The organism is Cellulomonas dongxiuzhuiae (assembly GCF_018623035.1).
Classification (GTDB): Bacteria; Actinomycetota; Actinomycetes; order Actinomycetales; family Cellulomonadaceae; genus Cellulomonas; species Cellulomonas dongxiuzhuiae.
In genome coordinates, this window is sequence record NZ_CP076023.1 from 1,856,131 (window position 1) to 1,875,338 (window position 19,208).

Annotated in this window: 14 protein-coding genes; 9 read left to right on the plus strand and 5 right to left on the minus strand. The window is 73.1% G+C overall.

Annotation, left to right across the window (positions count from 1 at the left end):
• Positions 1–17 precede the first annotated feature (17 nt).
• The 4 genes from KKR89_RS08350 to KKR89_RS08365 all read left to right on the plus strand — a co-directional run bounded on the left by KKR89_RS08350 (position 18) and on the right by KKR89_RS08365 (position 6,713).
• Positions 18–2,021 carry an APC family permease gene (locus KKR89_RS08350; protein ID WP_208194944.1) on the plus strand — a complete coding sequence of 668 codons (2,004 nt, stop codon included), beginning with the start codon at positions 18–20 and terminating at the stop codon, positions 2,019–2,021.
• Positions 2,011–3,273: a class I SAM-dependent RNA methyltransferase gene (locus KKR89_RS08355; RefSeq protein ID WP_208194945.1), complete on the plus strand. Its 1,263-nt coding sequence runs from the start codon at positions 2,011–2,013 to the stop codon at positions 3,271–3,273. Before KKR89_RS08350 ends, KKR89_RS08355 begins: the two co-directional genes overlap by 11 nt.
• Before the next feature lie 130 nt (positions 3,274–3,403).
• Positions 3,404–3,580, plus strand: a complete 177-nt coding sequence (locus KKR89_RS08360; protein ID WP_208194946.1) for a translation initiation factor 2 — start codon at positions 3,404–3,406, stop codon at positions 3,578–3,580.
• Between the two features lie 313 nt (positions 3,581–3,893).
• Positions 3,894–6,713, plus strand: coding sequence for an aconitate hydratase (locus KKR89_RS08365; RefSeq protein WP_208194947.1), 2,820 nt, complete (start codon positions 3,894–3,896; stop codon positions 6,711–6,713).
• 132 nt (positions 6,714–6,845) lie between these two features.
• Here the strand turns inward: KKR89_RS08365 and KKR89_RS08370 are convergent, their stop codons facing one another.
• Entirely contained in the window at positions 6,846–7,856 is a 1,011-nt protein-coding gene (locus KKR89_RS08370; protein ID WP_208194948.1) for a LacI family DNA-binding transcriptional regulator, read from the minus strand.
• Between the two features lie 148 nt (positions 7,857–8,004).
• On the opposite strand from KKR89_RS08370, the gene KKR89_RS08375 reads away from it, so the two are divergent.
• Together KKR89_RS08375 and KKR89_RS08380 are read left to right on the plus strand one after the other, a co-directional pair.
• Entirely contained in the window at positions 8,005–9,168 is a 1,164-nt protein-coding gene (locus tag KKR89_RS08375) for a Gfo/Idh/MocA family protein (protein ID WP_208194949.1), read from the plus strand.
• A gap of 100 nt (positions 9,169–9,268) precedes the next feature.
• Complete coding sequence (locus tag KKR89_RS08380; protein WP_208194950.1) at positions 9,269–10,351, plus strand: Gfo/Idh/MocA family protein; 1,083 nt, start codon at positions 9,269–9,271, stop codon at positions 10,349–10,351.
• Between the two features lie 61 nt (positions 10,352–10,412).
• On the opposite strand, the gene KKR89_RS08385 is transcribed toward KKR89_RS08380, so the two are convergent.
• The 4 genes from KKR89_RS08385 to KKR89_RS08400 are packed head-to-tail and all read right to left on the minus strand — an operon-like array spanning position 10,413 to position 14,144.
• A complete protein-coding gene (locus tag KKR89_RS08385) occupies positions 10,413–11,306 on the minus strand; it encodes an aminoglycoside phosphotransferase family protein (RefSeq protein ID WP_208194951.1) in 894 nt (297 codons plus the stop codon).
• On the minus strand, positions 11,303–11,983 hold the full coding sequence (locus tag KKR89_RS08390; RefSeq protein WP_208194952.1) for an NUDIX hydrolase: 681 nt from the start codon (positions 11,981–11,983) through the stop codon (positions 11,303–11,305). The genes KKR89_RS08385 and KKR89_RS08390 overlap by 4 nt, the downstream gene beginning before the upstream one ends.
• Positions 11,980–12,693 carry a type 1 glutamine amidotransferase gene (locus KKR89_RS08395; protein ID WP_208194953.1) on the minus strand — a complete coding sequence of 238 codons (714 nt, stop codon included), beginning with the start codon at positions 12,691–12,693 and terminating at the stop codon, positions 11,980–11,982. The genes KKR89_RS08390 and KKR89_RS08395 overlap by 4 nt, the downstream gene beginning before the upstream one ends.
• Entirely contained in the window at positions 12,690–14,144 is a 1,455-nt protein-coding gene (locus tag KKR89_RS08400) for a GuaB1 family IMP dehydrogenase-related protein (protein WP_191779217.1), read from the minus strand. The genes KKR89_RS08395 and KKR89_RS08400 overlap by 4 nt, the downstream gene beginning before the upstream one ends.
• Positions 14,145–14,234: 90 nt before the next feature.
• On the opposite strand from KKR89_RS08400, the gene KKR89_RS08405 reads away from it, so the two are divergent.
• The 3 genes from KKR89_RS08405 (at position 14,235) to pflB (ending at position 19,177) form a co-directional block, all read left to right on the plus strand.
• A complete protein-coding gene (locus tag KKR89_RS08405) occupies positions 14,235–14,843 on the plus strand; it encodes a DUF4126 domain-containing protein (RefSeq protein ID WP_208194954.1) in 609 nt (202 codons plus the stop codon).
• Between the two features lie 57 nt (positions 14,844–14,900).
• On the plus strand, positions 14,901–16,775 hold the full coding sequence (gene dxs, locus KKR89_RS08410; protein ID WP_208194955.1) for a 1-deoxy-D-xylulose-5-phosphate synthase: 1,875 nt from the start codon (positions 14,901–14,903) through the stop codon (positions 16,773–16,775).
• A 131-nt stretch (positions 16,776–16,906) separates the two neighbouring features.
• Entirely contained in the window at positions 16,907–19,177 is a 2,271-nt protein-coding gene (gene pflB, locus KKR89_RS08415) for a formate C-acetyltransferase (protein ID WP_208194956.1), read from the plus strand.
• Positions 19,178–19,208: the final 31 nt, after the last annotated feature.

Below are 19,208 nucleotides of genomic sequence, written 5' to 3' on the forward strand. Positions count from 1 at the left end.
GCATACGATCGCTGATCGTGTCGGACCTCGCAGATGCCGCCAAGCGGCTCGTGCTCGGCCGACCGGTCCGCAGCGACCGGCTCGGCCACACCCTGCTCCCCAAACGCGTCGCCCTTCCCGTCTTCGCGTCCGACGCGCTCTCCTCGGTCGCGTACGCCCCTGACGAGATCCTGCTCACGCTCTCGCTCGCCGGGCTGACGGCCCTGACGATCTCGCCGTGGGTGGGGCTGGCCGTCGCGATCGTGCTGCTCACCGTCGTGGCGTCGTACCGGCAGAACGTCCACGCGTACCCGTCGGGCGGTGGCGACTACGAGGTCGCGTCCGTCAACCTCGGCCCCCGCGCGGGTGTCACGGTCGCGAGCGCGCTGCTCGTCGACTACGTGCTGACGGTCGCGGTGTCGATCTCCTCGGGCGCGCAGTACGCCGCGACCGCGGTGCCCGCGCTGCGGGGCCACGAGACGTCGTTCGCGATCGTGCTGGTCGTGCTGCTGACGCTCGCGAACCTGCGCGGGGTCAAGGAGTCCGGCACCGCGTTCGCGATCCCCGTGTACCTCTTCATGGGGGCGATCGGGTCGCTCGCCCTGGTCGGCGCGGTCCGGTACTTCACCGGCACGCTGCCCGCCGCTGAGAGCGCCGGCCTCGGGGTCGCGTCGCAACCGGGCTTCGACCAGGGCCTGGCCGGTCTGGCGGGCGGGTTCCTCGTGCTGCGCGCGTTCGCCTCGGGCTGTGCCGCGCTGACGGGCGTCGAGGCGATCAGCAACGGCGTCCCGGCGTTCCGCAAGCCCAAGTCGCGCAACGCCGCGACGACCCTCGCGCTGCTCGGCTCGATCTCGGTCGTCATGGTCATGTCGATCCTGCTGCTCGCGCAGGCGACGGGTGTGAAGTTCGTCGACGACCCCGCGACGCAGCTGCTGCGCGACGGCGTGCCCGTCGGCGAGGGCTACGAGCAGCACCCGGTGATCAGCCAGCTCGCGGGCTCGGTCTTCTCGGGCGTGCACGTGCTGTTCGTCGTCGTGTCGGTCGTGACGGGACTGATCCTCGTGCTCGCGGCGAACACGGCGTTCAACGGCTTCCCCGTGCTGGGCTCGATCCTCGCGCGCGACGGCTACCTGCCGCGCCAGCTGCACACCCGCGGCGACCGGCTCGCGTTCTCCAACGGCATCGTCAGCCTCGCCGCGGCCGCGATCGCGCTCATCTGGATGTTCGACGCGCAGGTCACGCGCCTCATCCAGCTCTACATCGTGGGTGTCTTCGTCTCCTTCACGCTGTCGCAGCTGGGCATGGTGCGGCACTGGACGCGCGGTCTGCGGACCGAGCCCGACCCCGCCGTGCGGCGGCGGATGCGCCGCTCGCGGGTCATCAACACCATCGGGCTGGGCATGACGGCCACCGTGCTGGTGATCGCCCTGGTCACCAAGTTCGTGCACGGTGCGTGGCTCGCGATCGTGGCGATGGTCCTGGTGTACGTCGCGATGCAGGGCGTGCACCGGCACTACGTGCGGGTGCGCGCCGAGCTCGCGCTGGACGAGGACCTGCAGGCCGCCCGTGCGCTGCCCAGCCGCGTGCACGCGGTCGTGCTGGTCTCGCACCTGCACCGCCCCACGATGCGCGCGCTGGCGTACGCCCGGGCGTCGCGGCCCAGCGTGCTCGAGGCGGTGACCGTGGGCGTCGACGCCGACGAGGTGGCGGCGCTGCGGGCGCAGTGGGACGCCGCGGACCTGCCCGTCCCGCTCAAGGTCCTCGACTCGCCGTTCCGGGAGATCACGCGACCGGTCCTGACGTACGTGCGCTCGATCCGCCGCGACAGCCCCCGCGACCTCGTGGTCGTCTACATCCCCGAGTACGTGGTGGGGCACTGGTGGGAGCAGCTCCTGCACAACCAGAGCGCGCTGCGGCTCAAGAGCCGGCTGCTCTTCACGCCGGGCGTCGTCGTGGCGTCGGTCCCGTGGCAGCTGGCCTCGACCGCCGGGCAGACGGGGCTGGAGGACACGGTCCGGGGTACGGTGCCGCGTGGCTACTGACTCCCTGCGCACCGGTACGACCGTCGAGCTCGAGATCGGCCCGGTCGCCCATGGCGGCCACTGCGTGGCCCGTCACGACGGACGTGTCGTGTTCGTCCGGCACACGCTGCCGGGCGAGCGGGTGCGCGCGCGGCTGACCGACGCGGGCCCCGAGGCGAAGTTCTGGCGCGCCGACGCGATCGAGGTGCTCGACGCGTCGCCGGACCGCGTGCCGTCGGCGTGGCCCGCCGCCGGACCGGGCGGGGTCGGCGGGGGAGAGCTCGCGCACGTCGCACTGCCCGCGCAGCGGGTCTGGAAGGAGACGGTGCTGGCCGAGCAGCTGCACCGCCTGGCGCGGCTCGACCTCGCGCCGCGCGTCGAGGCGGCGCCGGGTGACGACGAGCGCGGTGGACTTGCGTACCGCACCCGGATCGACCTGCACGTCGACGCCGAGGGACGCGCGGGGATGCGTGCGTACCGGTCGCACGACGTCGTCCCGCTCACCGACATGCCGCTGGCGACCGAGGACGTCGCGGCGCTGGGCCTGTTCGACCGGCGCTGGCCGGCGGGCTCCCGGATCGAGGCCGTGGCGCCGGCCGACGGGTCGCCGTCGCTCGTGCTGCTCGACGGTGCGCCGTTCGACCTGCACTCCAACCGTCGTGACCTGAGGCCCAACGCGCGGGCGGCCGTGCGCGAGCACGTGCGGGTCGGCGGGACCGACTACACCTACCGTGTCGCCGCCGCAGGGTTCTGGCAGGTGCACCGGGAGGCGCCGGGGCTGCTGGCCGCGCGCGTGCTGGAGGCGGTCGGCGACGTCGCGGGCGCGACCGTGCTCGACCTGTACTCCGGCGCCGGGCTGTTCTCGTCGCCGCTGGCCGACGCCGTCGGTCCGGACGGGCGGCTCGTCGCCGTCGAGGGTGACGAGCGCGCCGTCAAGGACGCGCGTCGCAACGCGCACGACCGTCCGCAGGTCGAGCTGCACGCGGGTGACGTCGCCGACGTGCTGACCGGCCGGCGCGGTGCCGTCGCGCCGGTCGGTGCGGCGGACGTGGTGGTGCTGGACCCGCCTCGGACGGGTGCCGGCCGCCGCGTCGTGGACGCCGTCGCGGCACTGCGCCCGCGCCGCATCGTGTACGTCGCGTGCGACCCGGCCGCACTGGCCCGCGACATCGCGCTGCTCGGCGAGCGGGGCTGGTCGGACGTGACCGTCACGGGGCACGACCTGTTCCCGATGACGCACCACCTCGAGGCCGTCGCCGTCCTGGACCGCTGAGACGCCCGCGCGGCCCGGCGCCGCCGCGACGCGCGGGCCGGGCGTGCCGGGCCTAGCGTGGTGGCGGGCCCGCGTGCCGGGCCCCGACGGGACGACGGGCCCCGTCGAGGACCGACGACAGGAGCGCACGATGACCGCGTCGCAGGACCCCGCCGGGCGCCTCGCCGAGGCGCGTCGCATCGCGACCCAGGAGCTGCACAAGCAGGGCACGCCCGAGTACGACCGACGCGCGCACGAGCGCGCCGTCGAGGCGGAGCGCAAGGCCGCCGAGGCGCTGCGCGCCAGCCAGGAGCCCGACGCGGGCTGACGGTCCGCGCGGGTCGGGCGGGGGCCGCCACGGGCGGCCCTCGCCCCAGCGCGCCGGAGCGGCGCGGCGTGCGCGCAGCGGGCCGGACGCTGTACGATGTATCTCGACATCAAGATACTCGTCCAGAGGCACGTCCGGACGCCTTGTCGCCGTCGTCGCACCGCCTGCAGCGGGCGCCTCCGGGTGCCCCGCCGGTGCGCGACGCGGGGCCGTTCGTGACACGGCCGCGGCGACCCGGCCTAGGCTGGGCCGCAGGCCACCCCGGACACGCCGGGCCTCGCAACGCCCGGACACCGCCAGCGAAGGAGCACCCGTGAGCAGCGTCGACAGCTTCGGATCGAAGGGAACTCTCGAGGTCGGTGACGCCTCGTACGAGGTCTACCGGCTCGCGGCCGTTCCCGGCGTGGAGCGACTGCCCTACAGCCTGAAGATCCTTGCCGAGAACCTGCTGCGCACCGAGGACGGCGCCAACATCACCGCGGACCACGTGCGCGCGCTCGCCGCGTGGGACCCGCAGGCGCAGCCCGACACGGAGATCCAGTTCACGCCGGCGCGCGTCATCATGCAGGACTTCACGGGCGTGCCCTGCGTGGTGGACCTCGCGACGATGCGTGAGGCGGTCGCGGACCTGGGCGGGGACCCTGAGCGGATCAACCCGCTCGCGCCGGCCGAGCTCGTCATCGACCACTCCGTGCAGATCGACGTCGCCGGTCGTCGCGACGCGTTCGCGCGCAACGTCGAGCTCGAGTACGAGCGCAACTTCGAGCGCTACCAGTTCCTGCGCTGGGGCCAGACGGCGTTCGACGACTTCAAGGTCGTCCCGCCGGGCACCGGCATCGTGCACCAGGTCAACATCGAGTACCTGGCACGCGTCGTCATGGTGCGTGACGGCAAGGCGTACCCCGACACGTGCGTCGGCACCGACTCGCACACGACGATGGTCAACGGCCTGGGCGTGCTCGGCTGGGGCGTCGGCGGCATCGAGGCCGAGGCGGCCATGCTCGGCCAGCCCGTCTCGATGCTGATCCCGCGGGTCGTCGGCTTCAAGCTGACCGGCGCCATCCCGTCCGGCGTGACCGCGACCGACGTCGTCCTGACGATCACCCAGCAGCTGCGCCAGCACGGCGTGGTCGGCAAGTTCGTCGAGTTCTACGGCGACGGCGTCGCGTCGGTGCCGCTGGCGAACCGCGCCACCATCGGCAACATGAGCCCGGAGTTCGGCTCCACGGCCGCGATCTTCCCGATCGACGGCGTGACGATGGACTACCTGCGGCTCACCGCCCGCTCGGAGGAGCAGCTCGCGCTCGTCGAGGCGTACGCCAAGGAGCAGGGCCTGTGGCACGACCCGCAGTCGGCCGGCTACGTCGAGCCCGTGTACTCGGAGTACCTCGAGCTCGACCTGTCCAGCGTGGTCCCGTCGATCGCCGGACCCAAGCGTCCCCAGGACCGCATCGAGCTCACGGCGGCCAAGGAGTCCTTCGCGACGTCGATCCTCGACTACGTCGACCCGCACGACGCCGCACCGTTCAGCGCTCTCGACGAGTCCGTCGCCGAGACGTTCCCGGCGTCCGACCCCATCGCGGCCGGTGAGCACGAGGACGCGTCCGACAAGCCCTCGCAGGTGGCGGCCGGCGACTCCGTCCGGCGCCCGCACAAGCGCGTGCCGGTCACGCTGGCCGACGGGACGAGCACCGAGCTCGACCACGGCCACGTCGTCATCGCGTCGATCACGAGCTGCACCAACACGTCGAACCCCTCGGTCATGCTCGCCGCGGCGCTCGTCGCCAGGAACGCGGTCGAGAAGGGCCTGACGGCCAAGCCGTGGGTCAAGACGTCGATGGCGCCCGGCTCGCAGGTCGTGACGAACTACTACGAGAAGGCGGGCCTCTGGCCGGCGCTCGAGAAGCTCGGCTTCCACCTGGTCGGCTACGGCTGCGCGACGTGCATCGGCAACTCCGGCCCGCTGGCCGACGAGATCTCGGCGTCCGTCAACGAGCACGACCTGTCCGTCGTGTCGGTGCTCTCGGGCAACCGCAACTTCGAGGGCCGCATCAACCCCGACGTGAAGATGAACTACCTCGCCTCGCCGCCGCTCGTCATCGCCTACGCGCTGGCCGGGACGATGGACTTCGACTTCGAGAACGAGCCGCTGGGTACCACCGAGGCGGGGGAGCCGGTGTTCCTGCGCGACATCTGGCCGACGCCGGAGCAGGTGCAGGCCACGATCGACTCCTCGATCGACCGTCAGATGTTCACGGACGACTACGCCGACGTCTTCGCCGGTGACGAGCGGTGGCGCGCGCTGCCGACGCCCGAGGGCAACGTCTTCGACTGGGACCCCGAGTCCACCTACGTGCGCAAGCCCCCGTACTTCGAGGGCATGGGCGCCACCCCGGACCCCGTCACCGACATCTCGGGTGCCCGTGTGCTCGCCAAGCTGGGTGACTCGGTCACGACCGACCACATCAGCCCTGCCGGCTCGATCAAGGCGGACAGCCCGGCCGGCCTGTACCTGGCCGAGCACGGTGTCGAGCGCCGCGACTTCAACTCCTACGGCTCGCGCCGTGGCAACCACGAGGTCATGATCCGCGGCACGTTCGCCAACATCCGGCTGCGCAACCAGCTGGTCCCCGGCGTCGAGGGCGGCTTCACGGTCAACTGGCTCGACGGCGGCACCGAGCAGACGACGATCTACGACGCGTCGCAGGCCTACCAGGCCGCGGGCGTGCCGCTCGTGATCCTCGGCGGCAAGGAGTACGGCTCGGGGTCGTCCCGCGACTGGGCCGCCAAGGGCACGCGGCTGCTCGGCGTGCGCGCGGTCATCACGGAGAGCTTCGAGCGGATCCACCGCTCCAACCTCATCGGGATGGGTGTGCTGCCGCTGCAGTTCCCCGAGGGCGAGACGGCCGACTCGCTGGGCCTCGACGGCTCCGAGACGTTCGACATCACGGGCGTCACCGCGCTCAACGAGGGCACGACGCCGCGCACGGTCAAGGTGGCCGCGCACCGCGCGGACGGCACGGTCGTCGAGTTCGACGCGGTCGTGCGCATCGACACCCCGGGCGAGGCGGACTACTACCGCAACGGCGGCATCCTGCAGTACGTGCTGCGGCAGGTGGCCGGCGTCGCCTGAGACGACGGCACCGACGAGGTGAGGGGCGTCCCGCTCGGCGGGGCGCCCCTCGCCCCGTTCACGGGCGTGCGTCCCCACGTCGCGTCGTCCTGGCGCTGACCGGCGGGGACGTCGTCGCGGGACGACGGCACGTCACGGCCGCGCGGTCCGGTCCGCGGGTGGGGCGGTGGACTCGCGCCAGACGATGGTGGTGAGCGGGGGGAGACCGTGGGGGGCCGCCTCCTGGCGCAGGGCCGCGACGAGCTGCCGCATCGCGCGCCGTCCGGCCTCGGCGCGGTCGGTGTCGACGGTGGTGAGGGACGGTGTCAGGTAGGGCCCCACGTCGGCGTTGTCCCACCCGGTGACGCTGACGTCCCCGGGGACGGACCAACCGCGCTGCGCGGCACCACGCATCACGCCGACGGCGACGAGGTCGTTGCTCGCGATGACGGCGAGGGGCGGGGCGTCCTCGGGCAGCGACAGGATCGCGTCGAGGCCCGCCTGGCCGGACCAGTCGCCCTCGACCACGCCGAGCGACGTCAGGCCGAGGCGCTCCACGGTCGCCAGGTACGCGATGCGGCGTGCCACGGCGGAGGCGTACTGGGAGGGGCCGGCGACGTGGAGGAAGCGCGCGTGTCCGAGCGCGGCCAGGTGCTCGACGAACGCCACGACCGGTGAGGCGTCGACGAGCTCCCCGGCGGCGTGCATCTCGTCGTCGAACGTCTCGGACACCACGACGGGGACGTCGGTCGGCGCGAGGTCCTCGGCGGCGGGCTGGAGCGGGGTGAAGGAGAGGACCCCCTCGAACTGGCCGGACCGCGCGAGCTCGAGGACGCGCTCGCTGCGGGTCTCGATGCTGCCGTCGACGTGGAGGACGTCCATGAGGTAGCCCGCGCCCTGCGCGGCGGCGGAGGCGCCCGCGAGCATGGCGGCGGGGTTGTAGGTCGGCAGGCCCATGACGGCCGCCACGCGTCCGGTGCGGCGCGTGCGCATCGCGCGGGCAGCGAGGTTCGGCTGGTAGTGCAGCTGCTCGGCGGCCTGCCGGACGCGCTCGCGCGTCTCGGGGGAGATCGACCCCTTGCCCGCGAGCACGTAGGAGACCGTCGACTGCGCCACGCCCGCCAGGCGTGCGACGTCGCGGCTGGTGGCGCGCGGTGCGTGCATGTCGATCCTCCGCTGCGGGTGGGCTCCTGCCGGCAGGGACGCACCCCGGCGACACGCGACGGCGTCGGTTTGACGAACGTACCCGCGACCCGCATCCTATCGTGATACGTATCACTGCCGATACGTATCACGACAAGGAGCTCGGACCATGCTCAACATCGCGGTCGTCGGGACCGGCAGCATCGCTGCGGCGCACCTCGCGGGGTACGCGGCGTTCCCGGAGGAGTGCCGCGTCGTCGCGCTGCACGACGCCGTGGCGTCCCGGGCGCACGACACGAAGGCCGCCTCGGGGCTCGCCGACGCCGACGTGGTCACCTACGACGAGCTCCTGGCTCGTGACGACGTCGACCTGGTGAGCGTCTGCACGCCGCCGTCGTCGCACCGGTCCGTCACCGTGGACCTGCTCCGCTCGGGCAAGAACGTCCTCGTCGAGAAGCCGATGGCACCCTCGGTCGCCGACTGCGACGAGATGCTCGCGGCCGCACGCCAGGCCGGGAAGACGCTCAGCGTGGTCGCGCAGAACCGGTTCCGCAACGACCTCGCCGCGGTGAAGGAGACGATCGACTCGGGACTGCTCGGACCGGTGTCGCACGCGCGTGTCGACTCGGCGTGGTGGCGCGGCACGCCGTACTACGACCTGGACTGGCGGGGCACCTGGCAGTCCGAGGGCGGCGGCCCCACGCTCAACCACGCGATCCACCACGTCGACCTCCTGCTGTGGATGCTCGGCCGGCCCGAGCGCGTCACGGCGGTGATGACGAACGCCTGGCACGACAACTCCGAGGTCGAGGACCTCTCCGTCGCGCTGCTCGAGTGGGAGCAGACGATCGCGACGCTGACGGCGTCCGTCGTCCACCACGGCGAGCAGCAGGCCTTCGCGGTCCAGGGCCGCGACGCCGCCGTCGCCCAGCCGTGGTCGGTGGCGGCGGAGTCCGCCCAGCCCAACGGCTTCCCGGCGCGCGGCGGCAACACCGACCTGGTCGCCCGCATCGAGAAGCTTGCCGCCGACCGCGTACCGCTCGTCCACGAGGGGCACGCGGGCCAGCTCGGTGACGTGGTGAACGCGCTCGTCGCCGGCCGCGCGCCGGCGATCACGGGTGAGGACGGGCGCCGCACGGTCGAGGTGGTCACCGCCATCTACCAGGCCGCGATCGAGCGTCGGCCCGTGGACCTGCCGCTCGATCCCGCGTCCCCGTGGTACACCGGCGAGGCGCTGCTGGCGCAGGCGCCGCGCTACCACGAGAAGACCGGGGCGGTGGCGTCGCAGGAGGGCGTGATCTCCCTCGGCGGCTCGCCCGGCCCGCACGCCTGACCCGACATCGTCACCGGTGGTGCGGGCGCGTCGAGCGCCGCGCCGATCCCAGCCCCGGCCTGCGCGCCCGCCAGGCTCTGACATCCGAGGAGCACGCCCGATGAGCAGGACCGACGGCTCGACCTACGCCCCCGACCCCGTCCCCGCACCCGTCGTGGGACCGGGGGAGTTCACCATCGCCGCGGTCGGCCTGGACCACGGGCACATCTACGGCCAGGTCGGCGGCCTGATCGGTGCGGGCGCCGAGCTGGCCTGGGTCTACGACCCGGACGCGCGCAAGACCGCGGCCTTCGCCGCCCGCCACCCCGGCGTCAGGATCGCGCGCAGCGAGGCCGAGGTGCTCGACGACCCCGCCGTGCACCTCGTCGCCGGCGCCGCTGTCACCTCCGAGCGCTGCGCGCTGGGCATCCGCGTCATGGAGGCGGGCAAGGACTACTTCACCGACAAGGCGCCGCTGACGACGCTCGAGCAGCTCGCGGCCGCGAAGGACGCCGTGGCCCGGACGGGCCGCAAGTACGCGGTGTACTACTCGGAGCGGCTGCACGTGGAGACGGCCGTGTTCGCGTCGCAGCTGATCGCGCAGGGTGCGATCGGGCGCGTCCTGCAGGTCATCGGCACAGGCCCGCACCGGCTCGGCAGGGGGCGCCCGGACTGGTTCTTCGAGAAGGAGCGGTACGGCGGCATCCTGTGCGACATCGGCTCGCACCAGATCGAGCAGATCCTGCACTACACGGGTGCGTCGGACGGCGAGGTCGTCCGGTCGCAGGTCGCCAACTACCACCATCCCGAGCACCCGGAGCTCGACGACTTCGGCGACGCGATGCTCGTCATGGACAACGGCGCCACCGGCTACTTCCGCTGCGACTGGTTCACCCCGGACGGCCTGCAGACCTGGGGCGACGGTCGCTCGATCATCCTGGGCACCGAGGGGTTCATCGAGCAGCGGAAGTACATGCAGCTCGGGGAGCCGCAGTCCACCGGCGGCCACCTCTACCTCGCGAACGGCGAGCAGGAGACCGCCTTCCACCTCACGGGCGAGGTGGGCTACCCGTACTTCGGCGAGCTGGTCCTCGACTGCCTGAACCGCACCGAGAACGCCATGACCCAGCAGCACGCGTTCAAGGCCGCCGAGCTGTCGGTCAAGGCACAGCTCCACGCTGTCGACCTCACCGGTCGCGGCTGAGGGTCCGCGTCGGCGCTGCGTGACGCGCGCGCCGGGTCGGGCCGTCAGCGGCCGACGCGCGTCAGTCGAGCGCGAGCTCGTCCGCCGCGTGCCGCCCGACGGCGGCCATCAACGGGTACTCCTCGGGATGGGCGAGCAGCACGGGCACCATCGCGGCCGCCCACGCGCGCGCCCGCACCCACGTCGCGTCGTCCCACGCGCGCGCGGCCTGCGTGCGGGCGACGAAGGCGGCGCGGCCGGCCGTGTCGAACGTCATCCACGCGGTCGCGAGGTCGCTGGCCGGGTCGCCGGAGCACAGGTCACCGAAGTCGAGGAGCCCCGTGAGGTGCCCGTCCGCGGTGACGAGGTTGCCGGGGTGCGGGTCGCCGTGCACCCAGAGCGCCGGACCGCGCCACGGCGGTGCCGCCACGCCCGCGCGCCACGCGGTGCGCAGCGCGTCCGCGTGCGGCAGGTCGGCGGTGAGTCGGCCGCTGACGACGTCGTCGCGCGTGGCCGGGGCGACACCGCGGTGCAGGCTCACCGGGGCGTCGGCGGGGGCGGGCACGTGCAGCGAGGCCAGCGCGCCGGCGAGCTCGGCCGCCCACGTCGTCCGCGTCGACGGCTCGGTGGCGGCGACGACCTCGCCGCCCAGCCAGGGCACCACGCTCCACACCCACGGGTAGCCGAGCCCCGGAGCACCGTCGCGCACGGGGACCGGCACGGGGACGGGCAGCCGCGGGGCCAGGACGGGCAGCCAGCGCTGCTCGTGCTCGACGAGCAGGGCGGACATCTCCCGGACGGGGAACCGCAGCGCGAGGTGGTCGCCGAGGCGCCACGTGAGGTTGTCCCAGCCGAACGTGCGGCCGTGCAGGCGCAGGTGGGCCAGGTCGGGGTGCTGCTCGGCCAGCAGCGCCCGCGCGAGGTCGGCCGTGACGTCGACCTCGATCTTCGGGTGGCGGGGCGACGGGGCGGTCACGGCGAGACGACCCGCGAGCGGTCCCACGGGACCGACCAGCCCGCGGCGTCGAGCACGCGCGCCAGCACGAGCGCCGTGAACCCCCACACGACGACGCCGCCGTCGAGCTCGAACGCGGGCGTGCGGGCGCGGCCCCGACCCGCGGCGTGCACGACGACGCCGCGGCGGGAGGGGTCGACGAGGTCGGCCACGGGCGCCCGGAAGACGTCCACGGCCTCGCGGTGGTCGACCGCCACGACGGGGGACGGCACCGACCACCAGGCCAGGACGGGTGTGACGAGGTTGTCGCTCACCGGCACCGGGACGTCGGCGAGCGTGCCGAGCACGTCGACCCCGGACGGGTCGAGCCCGGTCTCCTCGACCGTTTCGCGCAGCGCCGCTCCGACCGGTCCGTCGTCCTGCGGGTCGATGCCGCCGCCGGGGAACGCGACCTGCCCCGGGTGGTGGGCCAGGGTCGCGGCCCGCCGGTGCAGCAGCACGTCGAGCTCGGCGGGCACGGGCAGGGTGTCCCCGTGCGCGGGCACCGCGTCCAGCACGCCGAAGAGCACGAGAACCGCCGAACGGCGCGCAGGTGGGGTGCCGTCGTCGCGCCGCGGCGGGACGCCCGGCCAGATGACCCCCTCGCGCGCCACGCGGACCAGGTCGGCGCGCGCGTCCGCGACGCTCCGGGGCGTCATCCGCGTGCCCTGACCTGCTCGGCGAACGCACCGAACGCCCGCGCGGACGCCGGCACCAGCGCGGGCAGGTGGCGTGCCCCGTCGTCGCGGATCGCCGCGACCTCGTCGTCCTCGAGCCCGGCGACCATGTCGGGCGTCGTGAGCCAGAGGTCGAGCATCGCGGCGTCGAGCTCCGGGTGGAACTGGAGGCCGACCGCGCTGCCCGCGCGGAACGCCTGGACGGTCGTGGTCCCGCTCGACGCGAGGAGGGTCGCACCCTCGGGCAGGTCGACCTCGTCGCTGTGCCAGTGCAGGACGGTCGGCGCGGAACCTGCGGCGCCGAGGCCCCCGAGCACGGGGTCGTCCGCGACGACCCGCACGGGGGCGAACCCGACCTCGTGGGCCGTGCGGCGGTGCAGCCGCGCACCGAGCGCGAGGGCGAGCAGCTGGTGCCCGAGGCAGATCCCCAGGACGGGGACGTCGGCGTCGACCGCGGCCGCGAGTAGCCCGCGCTCGGCCGCGAGCCCCGGGTGCCCGGCGACGTCGTCGGCGTCCATGGCCCCGCCCATCACGACGATGCCCGACACGTCGGCCAGCGCGGGCAGCCGCGGCTCCGCGACGTCCAGCACGGTGCGCACGCCGTACGGCACGTCCGCCAGGGCGCGCGCGACCGCGCCCGGCCCCTCGTGCGGGGCGTGCGTGACCACCAGGACGGGACGCACGCGGCTCACCAGCCGTCGGGCAGCGGACGACCCTCGTCGTAGCCGGCGGCGGACTGGATGCCCACGACGGCCCGCTCGTGCAGCTCCGCGAGGTTCGTCGCACCGACGTACGTCGCGGCGGAGCGCACGCCCGACGTGATCTGGTCCAGCAGGTCCTCGACGCCGGGGCGCCGCGGGTCGAGGTACATCCGCGAGTGCGAGATGCCTTCCTCGTACAGGCCCTTGCGGGCCCGCTCGAACGCCGACCCGCCCTGCGTGCGCGCCGCCACCGCACGCGCGGACGCCATGCCGAAGCTCTCCTTGTACAGCCGGCCCTGCGAGTCGGTCCGCATGTCCCCGGGCGACTCGTGCGTCCCGGCGAACCAGGACCCGACCATGACCTGCGAGGCGCCGGCGGCGAGCGCGAGCGCCACGTCGCGGGGGTGGCGCACGCCGCCGTCCGCCCAGACGTGCTTGCCGAGACGACGCGCCTCGGCGGCGCACTCGAGCACGGCGGAGAACTGCGGGCGTCCCACGGCGGTCATCATGCGCGTCGTGCACATGGCGCCGGGACCGACGCCGACCTTCACGATGTCCGCGCCGGCCTCGACGAGGTCCCGGACGCCGGCCGCCGTCACGACGTTGCCCGCCACGACCGGCACCTGCGGGTCGAGCGAGCGGACCGCGGCGAGGGCGTCGAGCATCTTGCGCTGGTGGCCGTGCGCGGTGTCGACGACGAGCACGTCGACGCCCGAGTCGAGCAGGTGCGCGGCCTTGGCGCGGACGTCGCCGTTGATGCCCACGGCGGCCGCGATGCGCAGCCGGCCCTGCGCGTCGAGCGCGGGCGTGTAGATCGACGAGCGCAACGCGCCCACCCGTGTGAGCACGCCGACGAGGCGGCCGTCGGACACGACGGGGGAGAAGCGGCGCCGTGAGCGATGGAGCTGCTCGAACGCGTCCTCGAGGCCGTGCGTGCCGCCCTCCTCGATCACGGCGAGGTCCACGGTCGTCGGGTCGGGCGTCATCACCTGGTCGACCTGCGTGAACAGGTCGACGCCCTGGCAGTCCGCCTCGGTGACGACGCCGACCGGGCGGCCGTCGTCGACGACGACCGCAGCGCCGTGCGAGCGCTTCGCGATCAGGCTCAGCGCGGTGTGGACCGTGTCGTCGCGTGCCACGACGGTCGCGGTCTCCACCACGGGGTGGCGCTGCTTGACGGTCGAGACGACCTTGCGGACGACCGCCTCCGGGGTGTCCTGGGGGAGGACCGCCAGGCCGCCGCGGCGGGCCACGGTCTCGGCCATGCGGCGACCCGCCACGGCCGTCATGTTCGCGACGACCACCGGGATGGTCGTGCCCGTGCCGTCGCCCGTGGCGAGGTCGACGTCGAAGCGTGAGACGACCTCGGAGCGTGAGGGCACGAGGAAGACGTCGCCATAGGTGAGGTCGGACGCGGCCGCGTGGCCGGTGAGGAAGCGCATGGGGGTCCCCTTTCCGCGTCATCCTAACGATCGGGCCGCAGGGGCGGGGCGCCGCTCCACCGCCGCGCCCGCGCCGGTAGTGTCCCGGTCATGCTGGTCGCGCTCACGGGGATCGGCCTGTCGGCCGCGGCAGGCCTCAACGCCTACATCCCGTTCCTGCTGGTCGCGTTGCTCGCGCGCTTCACGGACCTCGTCGCGCTGCCGTCCGGGCTCGCCTGGATGGAGAGCTGGTGGGCGATCGGGATCGGCGCGCTGCTGCTGCTGGCCGACGTCGTGCTCGACAAGGTCCCGGCGGTCGACACGGTCAACGACGCGATCCAGACGTTCATCCGGCCCGCGACCGGGGGCATCGTGTTCGCCGCCACGTCGGCTGCGGAGCAGCTCGAGGGCTCGTCGTGGTTCCAGGAGAACCCGTGGCTGCCGATCGCGGCAGGTGTCGCGGTCGCCGGGCTCGTGCACGCCGGCAAGGCCGCGGCCCGGCCCGTGGTCAACGCGGGCACGGGTGGGCTCGGCGCGCCCGTCGTCTCCACGCTCGAGGACGGTGCGTCGATCGGCCTGAGCCTCATCGCGGTCTTCCTGCCCGTGCTCGTGCTGCTCGTCGTGGCGCTGGCGGTCTGGGCGCTGGTCGTCGCCCGACGCCGGTGGCGCCGGCGCCGTCCGCCGCGGACGCGGCAGGACGGACCGCTGGCCGGGACCTAGAGTGGGATGTCCGCACACCGCCGGACCGCACCGGACCGGCACGACAGGGAGGCCCACGTGGGGCTGCTCGACCGCATCTCTTCGCCGCAGGACGTGCGTCGGCTCTCGACGCGCCAGGTCGGTGAGCTCGCGAGCGAGATCCGTGCGTTCCTCGTCGACCAGGTCTCGCGGACCGGGGGTCACCTCGGGCCCAACCTCGGCGTCGTCGAGCTGTCCATCGCGCTGCACCGCGTGTTCGACTCCCCGCGCGACACGATCGTGTTCGACACCGGCCACCAGGCGTACGTGCACAAGATGCTCACGGGGCGGCAGGACTTCTCCGCGCTGCGACGTCGCGGCGGCATGTCGGGCTACCCGAGCCGTGCCGAGTCCGAGCACGACGTGGTCGAGAACTCGCACGCGTCGACGGCCCTGTCGTGGGCCGACGGCATCGCCAAGGCGCGCCAGCTGCGCGGCGAGAGCGACCGCCACACCGTCGCGGTCATCGGCGACGGCGCACTCACCGGTGGCATGGCCTGGGAGGCGCTCAACAACATCGCCGCCGGCGTGGACCGCCGGCTCGTCGTCGTGGTGAACGACAACGGCCGGTCCTACGCGCCGACGATCGGCGGGTTCGCCCAGCACCTCGACACGCTGCGCACGACGCAGGGCTACGAGTCCGTGCTGACGTGGGGCAAGACGACGCTGCGCCGATCCGGGCCGCCCGGACGGCTGGCCTACGACGCGCTGCACGGCCTGAAGAAGGGCATCAAGGACGTCGTCGCGCCGCAGGGCATGTTCGAGGACCTGGGCCTGAAGTACATCGGCCCGGTCGACGGGCACGACGAGCAGGCCGTCGAGCGTGCGCTGCGCCGGGCGCGGGCGTTCGGCGGGCCGGTGATCGTGCACGTCATCACCGAGAAGGGCCGCGGGTACACCCCGGCCGAGCAGGACGTCGCGGACCGGTTCCACGCGGTCGGCAAGATCCACCCCGAGACGGGTCTGCCGCTCGCGCCCTCGCGCTTCGGCTGGACCAGCGTCTTCGCCGACGAGATCGTGCGCATCGGTCGCCGCCGCCCCGACGTCGTCGCGATCACCGCGGCGATGCTGCAGCCCGTGGGCCTGGCGCCGTTCGCCGCCGAGTTCCCCGAGCGCGTGTTCGACGTCGGGATCGCCGAGCAGCACGCGGCGACCTCCGCCGCAGGCATGGCCTTCGCGGGGCTGCACCCGGTCCTCGCCGTGTACGCCACGTTCCTCAACCGCGCCTTCGACCAGGTCCTCATGGACGTCGCGCTGCACCGCGCGGGCGTCACGTTCGTCCTCGACCGGGCCGGCATCACGGGTGACGACGGTGCCAGCCACAACGGCATGTGGGACCTCGCGATGCTCTCGATCGTGCCCGGCCTGAGGCTCGCCGCCCCCCGTGACGAGCCGACGCTGCGCGCCGCGCTGCGTCAGGCGGTCGACGTCGACGACGCACCCACGGTCGTGCGGTACCCCAAGGGCACGATGGGGGACCCGGTGCCCGCCCTCGAGGACGTCGACGGCGTCGACGTCCTCGCGCGGCACCCCGGCGAGAGCACGCGTGTGCTCGTCGTCGGTATCGGCTCCATGGTCGGCACCGCGCTCGCGGTCGGCGAGCTGCTCGCCGCGCACGGCACCGCGGTGACGGTGGTCGACCCGCGCTGGGCCCTGCCGGTCCCGGCGTCGCTCGTCAAGCTCGCGGGGGAGCACGACCACGTCGTCACCCTCGAGGACGGGCTCGTCGACGGCGGCATCGGGGCGCTGCTGGGTCAGCGGGCCCGGGAGGCGGACGTGCGCACGCCCGTGCAGTCGTTCGGCGTGCCGGCGGTCTTCCTGCAGCACGCGTCGCGCGACGAGATCGTCGACGAGCTGCGGCTCGGCCCGCACGACGTCGCGGGCGACGTGCTGGCGGCGCTGCGCGCGCGGTGACGCCCGGCCCGACGACCGGGGTGTGCTCGGCGTCACGGGCGGTGTGACCGGGCGGGGACGGAGGTCCCAAGACATCCCATCATTTGGTCCGTAGCGTCGGAGACATCGACCCGGACCCCAGGGAGACCCAGATGTCCATCACAGCCGTACCCAGCGACCGCAGCGACATTGCCGTGCCGGAGGCCTGGGAAGGATTCGTCACCGGGCCGTGGACCGACCAGGTCGACGTCCGCGACTTCATCCAGCGCAACTACACGCCCTACGAGGGCGACGCCGGCTTCCTCGCCGGCCCCACCGCCCGCACCACGGGCATCTGGGCCACGCTCTCGGAGATGTTCCCCGAGGAGCGCGAGAAGGGCGTCTACGACGTCGACGCGACGAAGCCCTCGACCATCACGTCGCACGCACCCGGCTACATCGACGAGACCAACGAGGTCATCGTCGGCCTGCAGACCGACGCCCCGCTGAAGCGCGCGATCATGCCCAACGGCGGCTGGCGGATGGTGCAGACCTCGCTCGAGACCTACGGGTACGAGGCGCCGCAGGAGATCGTCGACATCTACACCAAGTACCGCAAGACCCACAACGACGGGGTCTTCGACGTGTACCCCCCGAACGTCCGCGCCGCGCGCTCGTCCCACATCATCACGGGCCTGCCCGACGCCTACGGCCGCGGCCGGATCATCGGCGACTACCGCCGCGTCGCGCTGTACGGCGTCGACCAGCTCGTCGCCGCCAAGAAGCTCGAGAAGGCCTCGCTCGACATGGAGCGGTCCGTCGAGGACGTCATCCGTGACCGCGAGGAGCTCTCGGAGCAGATCCGCGCACTGGGCGAGCTCAAGGCCATGGCCGCCTCCTACGGCTACGACATCTCCCGGCCCGCGACGAACGCCCGCGAGGCCGTGCAGTGGCTGTACTTCGGCTACCTCGCAGCCGTGAAGGAGCAGAACGGCGCCGCGATGTCGCTGGGCCGCACGTCGACGTTCCTCGACGTGTACCTGCAGCGGGACATCGAGGCCGGTCTCCTCACCGAGGAGCAGGCGCAGGAGATCATCGACGACTTCGTCATCAAGCTGCGCATCGTGCGGTTCCTGCGCACGCCGGAGTACGACCAGCTCTTCTCGGGCGACCCCACGTGGGTGACCGAGTCGATCGGCGGCATCGGCGAGGACGGGCGCCCGCTCGTCACGCGCACGTCGTTCCGCTTCCTGCAGACCCTGTACAACCTGGGTCCCGCGCCCGAGCCGAACATGACCGTGCTGTGGAGCGAGCGGCTCCCCGACGGCTTCAAGCGGTTCTGCGCGCAGGTGTCCATCGACACCTCGGCGATCCAGTACGAGTCCGACGAGCTCATCCGCGACTCGTGGGGCGACGACGCGGCGATCGCGTGCTGCGTGTCCCCGATGCGGGTCGGCAAGCAGATGCAGTTCTTCGGTGCGCGCGTCAACATCGCCAAGGCGCTGCTGTACGCGATCAACGGGGGTCGCGACGAGATCACGGGCAAGCAGGTGGCCCCCGTCAGCGCACCCGTCGAGGGCGACGTGCTCGACTACGACGACGTGCTCGCCAAGTTCGACCGGACGCTGGACTGGCTGGCCGAGACGTACGTGGACGCGCTGAACTGCGTGCACTACATGCACGACAAGTACGCCTACGAGCGCATCGAGATGGCCCTGCACGACCGCACGGTCCTGCGGACGCTGGCCTGCGGCATCGCCGGCCTGTCGGTGGTCGCGGACTCGCTGTCGGCGATCAAGTACGCGACGGTGCGGCCGCTGCGCACCGCCGACGGGCTCATCACCGAGTACACGGTCGAGGGCGACTTCCCGTCGTACGGGAACGACGACGACCGGGCCGACGACATCGCCGTGTGGCTCGTGCGGCGGTTCATGGAGAAGATCCGCGCCGTGCCGACCTACCGCAACGCGCTGCACACGCAGTCGGTGCTGACGATCACGTCGAACGTCGTGTACGGCAAGAACACCGGGTCCACGCCGGACGGGCGCAGGCTGGGCGAGCCCTTCGCCCCGGGCGCCAACCCCATGAACGGCCGGGACACCCACGGCATGCTCGCCTCGGCGCTGTCGGTCGCGAAGCTCCCGTACTCGGAGGCGCAGGACGGGATCTCGCTGACGTCGACGATCGTGCCCTCCGGGCTGGGACGCACGCAGGACGAGCAGGTGACCAACCTCGTCGGCCTGCTGGACGCGTACGTGCTGTCGGCCGGCTACCACATGAACATCAACGTGCTGAACCGCGAGACCCTCCTGGACGCCATGGAGCACCCGGAGAACTACCCGCAGCTGACGATCCGTGTCTCGGGCTACGCCGTGAACTTCGTGCGGCTCACGCGTGAGCAGCAGCTCGACGTGCTGTCCCGCACCTTCCACGGCGGGGTCTGACCCGTTCCCCGGCCCGGCGGTCTCCCCCCAC

What these genes read in the sequence shown, in the direction of transcription:
- KKR89_RS08375 (WP_208194949.1), top strand. Translation starts at nt 8,005, where the DNA reads ATGCTCAACATCGCGGTCGTCGGGACCGGCAGCATCGCTGCGGCGCAC.
- KKR89_RS08400 (WP_191779217.1), bottom strand. Translation starts at nt 14,144, where the DNA reads ATGCGCTTCCTCACCGGCCACGCGGCCGCGTCCGACCTCACCTATGGC.
- KKR89_RS08360 (WP_208194946.1), top strand. Translation starts at nt 3,404, where the DNA reads ATGACCGCGTCGCAGGACCCCGCCGGGCGCCTCGCCGAGGCGCGTCGC.
- KKR89_RS08370 (WP_208194948.1), bottom strand. Translation starts at nt 7,856, where the DNA reads ATGCACGCACCGCGCGCCACCAGCCGCGACGTCGCACGCCTGGCGGGC.
- KKR89_RS08380 (WP_208194950.1), top strand. Translation starts at nt 9,269, where the DNA reads ATGAGCAGGACCGACGGCTCGACCTACGCCCCCGACCCCGTCCCCGCA.
- pflB (WP_208194956.1), top strand. Translation starts at nt 16,907, where the DNA reads ATGTCCATCACAGCCGTACCCAGCGACCGCAGCGACATTGCCGTGCCG.
- KKR89_RS08405 (WP_208194954.1), top strand. Translation starts at nt 14,235, where the DNA reads ATGCTGGTCGCGCTCACGGGGATCGGCCTGTCGGCCGCGGCAGGCCTC.
- KKR89_RS08390 (WP_208194952.1), bottom strand. Translation starts at nt 11,983, where the DNA reads ATGACGCCCCGGAGCGTCGCGGACGCGCGCGCCGACCTGGTCCGCGTG.